The organism is Allomesorhizobium camelthorni, assembly GCF_011045125.1.
GTDB lineage: Bacteria > Pseudomonadota > Alphaproteobacteria > Rhizobiales > Rhizobiaceae > Allomesorhizobium > Allomesorhizobium camelthorni.
The window spans coordinates 1-7,120 of the sequence record NZ_JAAKZF010000154.1 but is presented as its reverse complement, the minus strand read 5'-3'; the positions used below and the strand labels follow the sequence as shown (position 1 = coordinate 7,120).

Annotated in this window: 3 protein-coding genes and 2 pseudogenes; 2 read left to right on the top strand and 3 right to left on the bottom strand. The window is 60.9% G+C overall.

All coding sequences use genetic code 11. The features are described 5' to 3' along the window. Nucleotides 1-209: pseudogene (locus G6N73_RS33915) on the bottom strand (DMT family transporter); the annotation flags it as partial. Nucleotides 210-669: 460 nt separating this feature from the next. Here G6N73_RS33915 and G6N73_RS33910 point away from each other — a divergent pair. Beyond that, nucleotides 670-994, top strand: a pseudogene (locus G6N73_RS33910) (transposase); the annotation flags it as partial. A gap of 157 nt (nucleotides 995-1,151) precedes the next feature. Here the strand turns inward: G6N73_RS33910 and G6N73_RS33905 are convergent. Beyond that, complete coding sequence (locus G6N73_RS33905) at nucleotides 1,152-4,196, bottom strand: Ulp1 family isopeptidase (RefSeq protein WP_246252791.1); 3,045 nt, start codon at nucleotides 4,194-4,196, stop codon at nucleotides 1,152-1,154. Nucleotides 4,197-4,453: 257 nt separating this feature from the next. After that, nucleotides 4,454-4,699, bottom strand: a complete 246-nt coding sequence (locus G6N73_RS33900) for a hypothetical protein (RefSeq protein WP_206079244.1) — start codon at nucleotides 4,697-4,699, stop codon at nucleotides 4,454-4,456. A 1,282-nt stretch (nucleotides 4,700-5,981) separates the two neighbouring features. Between G6N73_RS33900 and G6N73_RS33895 the strand changes: the two genes are divergently transcribed. Then, on the top strand, nucleotides 5,982-7,120 hold a 1,139-nt coding region (locus G6N73_RS33895; RefSeq protein WP_165034271.1), incomplete at its 3' end, for a M16 family metallopeptidase.

The following is a 7,120-nucleotide window of genomic DNA, read 5'->3' as shown; positions in this document are numbered from 1 at the left end:
ACTGACACCTCCGTAGAATCGAGAGCCGTTGCATACAACACTATGCTGATTCCGTAAAACATTGCTCCAAATATAAAACCAATTGAGAGAAATTTATCAGATATTGCCACATCGGCAGGCAGTGACATCCGGCTCCATTTCAGCAACATACTGCCGATACAGGAACTAAAGCCTGCAACAATAAGCACAGTCAGACATAGTTTATTCATCCCAGAGCCATCCGCAATTCGAAAGGGAACCAGTTCCAGAACCTGGTGTGAGTCTCCGTCTTGCTCGGAGACGCCTTACTGGATCGACACCAATCATAAAATTCCACGTGTCGGCCTTTGGGTCATGCTGAGCGGCAGCCCTGAGATTCAGGGCCAACCTAGTGGCTAACTGCAATGCGTCTGCAGCTATTCAAGCATGTTCCGTGCCAAAGGTGAAAAATGTTTGCTATCAACATGATAGCGCCATGACCCGCCGTGTCTAATATCCGACACTGTTAGATTGCAGACAAAGCGGAATGCAAGGTCGTTCCCCGCAGAATGGCGTAGGTCGGCGGTGGCGAAGCCGCTCGCGAGCGCGCCCTCAACAGCGCTGAAGCGAGCGAGGCGGCGTAGCGGTGGTCATCGATGTTCCCCGGTAAGGTCGGGTTGCTGACACCAGCCTGATTCGAAGGAACCACCGGTGACCGACCACATGATGAACCTGCGCACGCTCGTGGAGGAGCCCCCCACGCCGATATCTTGCGCGGGATGATCGGCTTTGCCGCGGAGCGACTGATGAAGCTGGAGGTGGGTGCGGCCACCGGCGCCGGCTATGGCGAGAAGAACCCGCTGCGCACGGCTCAGCGCAAAGGCTGCCGCGACAGAGACTAGGAGACGCGGGCCTGCTCCCTCGATCTGCGCATCCCCAAGCTCGGAAGGGCTGCTACTTCCCGAATTTCCTCGAGCTGCGCCGTATGGCCGAGAAATTGCTTTCTACGGATGCGCAGGCGCTGGTGATCAAGGGTGGCCATGCGAGGGGACCCAGATCAACGCAAATCATGTTATCTCAGCCGTCGGAAAACCTCCTGTCTGAAGTCTTCAGCTCTGAAAACCGTCAATCCTTTCAGCCAGGAGGCCACCGTTACTACCTCTCCTCAAATGCGGCGCCAGCGGCGGCTTCGTTCAATCCTCTCGCAAAGACCCGGTTTCCGCAAAACTCGACTGCCTCAGCGTGCCGTTTCCAGAATCCCGATCAAGGCGTCGGGTCAGTCGGTTTTGCAGCGCCTGCCGATCGGCGACGAGGTTGTCGAGGTGCAGCGGCTCGTGGTCTGGCCGCTCCCCGTCCACCAATCGTTGAACCAGCGCCCGCGTGCCGTCCACCACAAAGACGCCGCAATCATGCTTGTTCGGCTGTCGGGCCATGCGGGCTGGCGCCAAGGTGGCGTCCAGCAGTCCTGCGAGCTGTTTTGCAGGCACGTCGTTGAATCCCTCTCTCTGGAGGGAGTCATAGTGATAGGCGACCCGCCTTTCCGGGTTGCGGCGATCAACGAGCAGCAGCGACCAATGGGTGCCGGGGCTAGTAGGAGTGCCATTGTTCACTGGCAGGAACAGGAAGTCGGCTGGGGCGTCATTATGATTATAGATGGACTGCAATGTGCTTTGCGCGTCTTGCAGCTCCATTTGGCGCAGTAGATGGGACACCGACGGATCCACCAGCCGCGTCCGGGCGGCGAGCGTTGGATTGATCCCCCGCAGCTGCTCCTCCAGGAAATCATAATCTCTCTGGATATGGGCGTCGCTCAGCCATTCGATGGCGCCGAGCACCGACCCGTTGGGGACATTGGGCGAGGCTGTCGGATCCAACGCCCCGATCTGAGCATCGGAGGAGCTGGCCGTAGGCGTAGTCACATCAACCACTGGAAGACCGCGGTAGGTGTCTGGCAGCCTAGCGGTTACTGGCCACGCGGGTTGGGGAGCTCTTGCCGGTGTCGCTGGCGTAGCTTCACTCATCGGCGAAAGTCGACCGCGATGGATGAGCTGAACGTCATCGGGCCCTCCCGGCCTCAAGACGGCGGCGGACCCTGTCCCTTGCATCGTGGTCTGCCACTCCGTGTCGCCGAGCATCTGCCCGCGCGGACGCACCGGTGCAGAATGAGCATCATCGCGCAAATCGTCCGGCGTGGGCGCATTCAGATCAACAAAAGACTGAAGACCGCCGAAGGTGTCGGAGCGAGCCCCGGCAGAGGGCACTGGCGCAAAGTGAGCATCGTCGCGCAAGTCGGACGGCGTGGGCGCATTCAGATCAACAAAAGACTGAAGACCGCCGAAGGTGTCGGAGCGAGCCCTGACAGAGGGCACTGGCGCAAAGTGAGCATCGTCGCGCAAGTCGGACGGCGTGGGCGCATTCAGATCAACAAAAGACTGAAGACCGCCGAAGGTGTCGGAGCGAGCCCCGGCAGAGGGCGCTGGCGCAAAGTGAGCATCGTCGCGCAAATCGTCCGGCGTGGGCGCATTCAGATCAACAAAAGACTGAAGACCGCCGAAGGTGTCGGAGCGAGCCCCGGCAGAGGGCGCTGGCGCAAAGTGAGCATCGTCGCGCAAGTCGGACGGCGTGGGCGCATTCAGATCAACAAAAGACTGAAGACCGCCGAAGGTGTCGGAGCGAGCCCCGGCAGAGGGCGCCGGCGCAAAGTGAGCATCGTCGCGCAAGTCGGACGGCGTGGGCGCATTCAGATCAACAAAAGACTGAAGACCGCCGAAGGTGTCGGAGCGAGCCCTGGCAGTTGATGGTGACGCGGGTTCTTGCATCGCCTCGTTCAAGGAAGCCCCAGCACCCTCGCTCGCGGCGGGGGTCGCGGGAAGCGCCTGCGGCGGGCTGGGCCGCCCAGCGTCCAACAGCAAAGCCGACTGCTCACGCGCTTGCAGCCCCAGCTCTCCGTTCGCCTCGACTAGTTTTAAGTAGTTCCGAAGATGCGACAAATCGGAAAAGCCGACTCTGCTTCCAGCCTGTTTGAACGCTACCACATCGTTCTCCAGCCTTAACTGCTCCTGCTTAGAGCCGTTAAGTCGGCCAGCTATGCTCCCCTTGCCGTTTTGTTGAAGCCAATCACTCAGCCCACGAAGACGTGTGGCCCGCTTCTGGGCAAACTGCCTCTGCTCCGCAGTCGGGGCTCTAAGATCTGTCAACGCTTGGCCGAGCGCGCCATCGATGAGGGGCGCGTCTTCGGGATGAGGAGCCAGGTGACGGGGGCGCCCAATGCCACGGGGTTCGGGTCCTTCGGCTTCTTCAGCCCCAGGCAAGTACCGCCGGAGATCATGCAGAGCCGATTTAAGGCGGTTCTGAGGGTCCCGCCCCAGGGCCCTATACGCCGAGATTTCCTTGTCTAGTGAACCGCCTTGCAACTGAGAAGCTAGAGGGCCCTTATTGTTTTCTTGGAGCCACCGAGCAAACAGCCTAAATCCGGAAAGAATGTTATTGATGGCCCCTTTGGTGGCGCTTTTGCGCTGCTCGGCGCCCTCCCGAAACCTCTCCAAGAGAGTCACGTCTCCAGCATGGAGGTCCCCAATTAGATTGCCTCGCGACGGGAGGCTCCCGGGCGCAACCTTGTTCAGCTGCGCAACGACAGCAATGCGGCCACCATCCCTCAGATAGTCCTGCACATCAGCGACAAAAGAAGCATGGCTAGGCGAATCGCGGCTAAATCGGTCGAATATTGGGCCCCGATTTTCCTGGCGCAGCCAGCGGCTTAAATGGTGCAGATCATCTACCAATCTCTTGGCAGTTCTCTCGTGCGTGTTCACTTCGAGGGCTGCTTTCTTGAAGGTGGAAACAAGCTCCTTGTCCTCGGGAAAGGGCCCGGAGCGGTCGCGCTTTGCGCCCACGCGAACCTCTTTGTTCACCGCAAACTCCGGTTGCTGTCTCCCGCTATTCGGCCCTGGGCCCGGTCCGTGCGCCGCCGCCTCCGACCTGTGGCGCGCGCCAGTGATCAAGTTGTCCGGCAGATCGGGCAACGACAGCACCGGCTGCGAAGCGCCGAGGTCCGTGCTCCGGAGCCCTCCACCGCTCCCCCCGGACGAACTACGCCGCAACTGGTTCAGCTGCTGGTCAAAGCTCGCTTGCAGGCTCGCGTCGTCCGCCTGTTGCCCTACCGGCATGTCGTTATTTTGCTGCGCGAAGCCTGGCGCAAGCGGGTTCAACTGCCAAGGATTGAACTGCCAACCACCCATACAGTTCTCCATTGGATTGCGAGCCTCGGAAGCCAACGACAAGCTATCGCAACTAGCTGTCGAGAAGCTGACTGGTCAGGAAAGAAACGGCACATCCACAGGCGTCCATTCCCTCACACGCCCGCTCGGCTGCCATCGCTGGGGAGGAGAAAGCGGCCCGTGAGACGCGGACCTCGCGCCGGATTCGATTGGTAGAGATTGTCATTGTCCCTCGCATGAAAAATGGCGCGCCCGCTTGGGATCCCCCGTTGGTTGGATTAGAGACAGAAGCCGCCACCAGCGCCGGAAGCTGCGCCGATCGTCGGATCGGAAAAGCCGCGATAGCCGAGCCGCGGATGATCGCAGCGTTCGTCGAACGTGCCGAGCGGTTTGGTGCGCTTGCAGTTCGGATCGGTCTTGTAGGGATGACCGGCGACCTGCACGGCGCTGTGGGTTGTCGAGGTTGTCGCGGAGCAGTTCGCCACGAAGAGCGACAGCGCCAGGACGGCGAAAATTCTGAGCATTTTTATTTTCTCCAGGCCGGCAATGATGGTGGCCGACTGCTCCTGGCGCGCGGAGCGGCGGACGTGGGTCCTGGCCGCGGATGCTCTCCTCGACCGCCCAGAGCTCGGCCATCTGCTCGACGGTTTCGCTCGCCACATGCGAGACGCCAGACACGTGCAATTCGTAGGACTTGCGCCCAACTGCAATGCGTCTGCAGCTATTCGAGCATGTTCCGTGCCAAAGGTGAAACATGTTTGCTATGAAGATGATAGCTCCATGACCGGCGTGTCTCATATCCGACATTGTTAGATTGCAGACAAAGCAGAATGCAGGGTCGTTGCCCCGCTGAGTGGCGTGGGTCGGCGGTGACGAAGCCGCTCGCGAGCGCGCCCTCAACAGCGCTGAAGCGAGCGAGCGGCGTGGCGGTGGTCATCGATGTTCCCCGGTAAGGTCGGGTTGCTGACACCAGCCTGATTTGAAGGAACCACCGACGACCGACCACTGAAGCAGCGCACCTCGTGGAGAAGACCCCCGACGCTAAGATTCGAGCTTTCATGAACGGCACTGCTACGGCGGCTGTTCGTTCAGCTCAAGCGGATCCAGCCAATTGTCGAAGATGGGGTGGGCGGTCATTCATCTGTTCGAGCGGGAATGCTCGGTGCAGCGCACTTGCACTGCGAGTCGCCTGGCGGCCGGCTCCTCTTCCCTACCGGCCACGCTTCTGACTCCTCTGCTCGTTGCGACCCTGGCCTGCCTGCCGAGGAAGCGTTCCGCGGCGACCATCATCGTCTCCAGGCCTTCACCAGCGTCCACTCAATTCCAACACTCTCAAGTGCCGCGGCCAGTTCGAGGCGCTCCTATCCCCCTGCGCGGCAGCACGCTCAATCCTCTTGCGCACGAGCAAGATGTCGTCCCAACCCGCAAGCGCTTCGCGTTCGGCCCTGTCCAATGTCCGACAATATCGGATACGCGCCGTAGCAGAGCCAGATCTATCACATTGCCTTTGCACGGTTTTCTCATTTGGCACGGTACATGCGCGGTCGTCCGCCAACACGTCACGGACCAAGGAGAAATCGTCCCATGATCACCTCACCGAAAGCTACTGCCGCCGCGGGTCTCTCGGGCCCATCCAGGGGTGACGCTCGAGTGAGGACTGGCAAGATCAAGACGGTTGCTCATCCGGCTCGGCGCTGCCCGCCGATCCACCTTCCCCCACAACAAGCTGAGACGGGGACGCAGCGCCTTCAAAGTGAGGAACAAATCATTTTGCCTCTCGTCCCGTCACCAGAACCGAAGCCATCGATGAACCTTCGGTCTGGCTGGCTGCGCAAGACACTTTTTGCGACCGCGCTGGGCTTCGTGACGACCGCCCCGGCTCTGGCGGCCTCCGATGACGGCAAGGTGACGGATTTCCTGCTCGACAACGGCATGGAGGTGGTCGTCATCCCCGATCACCGTGCCCCGATCGTGACCCACATGGTGTGGTACAAGGTCGGCAGCGCCGACGAGCCGCCGGGCAAATCTGGCATTGCCCATTTCTTGGAGCATCTAATGTTCAAGGCGGCGACAACCAACCATGCCGCAGGCGAGTTCGACCGCGCCGTCTCGGCCGTCGGCGGCTCGAACAATGCCTTCACCTCTTACGACTTCACCGCCTTCCATGAGACGGTAGCGCCTTCGGCGTTGGAGCAGATGATGAGCTTCGAGGCCGATCGCATGTTCAACCTCATCCTCAACGACGATGATATCAAGACCGAGCGCGACGTGATCCTGGAGGAGCGCCGCTCGCGCACCGACAACAATCCGCGGGCGGTGCTGGAAGAGGAAGTCGACGCGACACTCTGGCAGAACCAGCCCTACCGCATCCCGGTCCTCGGCTGGATGCAGGAGATGGAGAAGCTGAACTGGACCGACGCCGTCGAGTTCTACGACCTATATTATAGACCCAACAACGCCGTGCTCGTGGTGGCCGGCGATGTCGAGCCGGGGACGGTGAAGGCGCTGGCCGAGAAGACCTATGGAAAGGTTGCGGCGGGTCCTGGTTTACCCCGCATCCGCCCGGTCGAGCCGGAGCAGAACACCAGGCGCACGGTGACGCTGACCGACGCGCGCGTTTCGGTGCCCGGCTTTTCCACGCAATGGGTGGTGCCGTCCTATCACACGGCCGAACCCGGCGAGGCCGAGGCGCTCGACCTCCTGGCCGAAATCCTCGGCGGCGGCAGCCGCAGCCGGCTCTACCAGCAGCTGGTGGTGAAAAAGGGCATTGCCGCCGCCGCCGGCGCCAATTTCCGGGGCACCATGCTGGATGCCACCAGGTTCACCATCTACGGCTCGCCGCGCGGCAATGCCAAGCTCGCAGATCTGGAAGCGGCAGTCGACGCGGAGATCGCACGTATCGTCAAGGACGGTGTGACCGATGACGAGCTGGACAAGGCCAAGGA

Coding starts and splice junctions, on each gene's coding strand:
- G6N73_RS33905 (WP_246252791.1), bottom strand. CDS start 4,196: ATGGGTGGTTGGCAGTTCAATCCTTGGCAGTTGAACCCGCTTGCGCCA.
- G6N73_RS33900 (WP_206079244.1), bottom strand. CDS start 4,699: ATGCTCAGAATTTTCGCCGTCCTGGCGCTGTCGCTCTTCGTGGCGAAC.